General features: G+C 69.8%; 1 protein-coding gene. It reads left to right on the top strand.

Annotated features, from left to right (window positions below; translation table 11 throughout):
- Window positions 1–63: 63 nt before the first annotated feature.
- The gene (locus ACFP3U_RS37070; protein ID WP_225794767.1) at window positions 64–363 is read left to right on the top strand and encodes a hypothetical protein; all 300 of its coding nucleotides are present in this window, start codon (window positions 64–66) and stop codon (window positions 361–363) included.
- Window positions 364–536: the final 173 nt, after the last annotated feature.

The following is a 536-nucleotide window of genomic DNA, read 5'->3' as shown; positions in this document are numbered from 1 at the left end:
CACGCCGACATCATCGCCGCCGCCGAAGGCGAGTTCGGCGAGCTTCACAGGAGGGACTGACCGATGTTCGAGACCACCACCACCGCGTGGCCGGAGGGCGTCATCGCCCGCTACCTGACCGTCGGCGGGGCGACCGTCGACCTGACTCACCGGCTCACCGTGCACAAGCACCCGGAGCCGTTCGCGACCCGCGCCTCCTGTTCCGCCTGCCCGGCCTCCAACGAGTTCAGCCACTGGTTCCGCTCCGGCTGGAGCTCCGACAAGGAGGAGCGCGACGAGGAGAAGGCCAACGAGCACGCCCGCGAGTGGGCCCAGTCCCACGCCGAGGTCTGCCGCGCCCTGCCCAAGCCCGAGGGAGTCTGACCGCCATGCGATTTAGCGACGAGGACTGCGCCCGCATCGCCACCGAGTACGACGAACGCGCGGATGACCTGGAAGGGATTGCCGACAATCTCGCTGCCATGGGCTGGTCGTTGGCGGCCGAGTACAAGCGCAGCAGCGCGCAGGCTGCCCGCGAAGTCGCCGACGCAGCCCGC

Source organism: Kitasatospora misakiensis, from assembly GCF_042656005.1.
Lineage (GTDB): Bacteria > Actinomycetota > Actinomycetes > Streptomycetales > Streptomycetaceae > Kitasatospora > Kitasatospora misakiensis.
Note: the sequence above shows the minus strand (reverse complement) of the source record. Positions and strands in the feature narration are given on the sequence as shown.

What these genes read in the sequence shown, in the direction of transcription:
- ACFP3U_RS37070 (WP_225794767.1), top strand. Translation starts at nt 64, where the DNA reads ATGTTCGAGACCACCACCACCGCGTGGCCGGAGGGCGTCATCGCCCGC.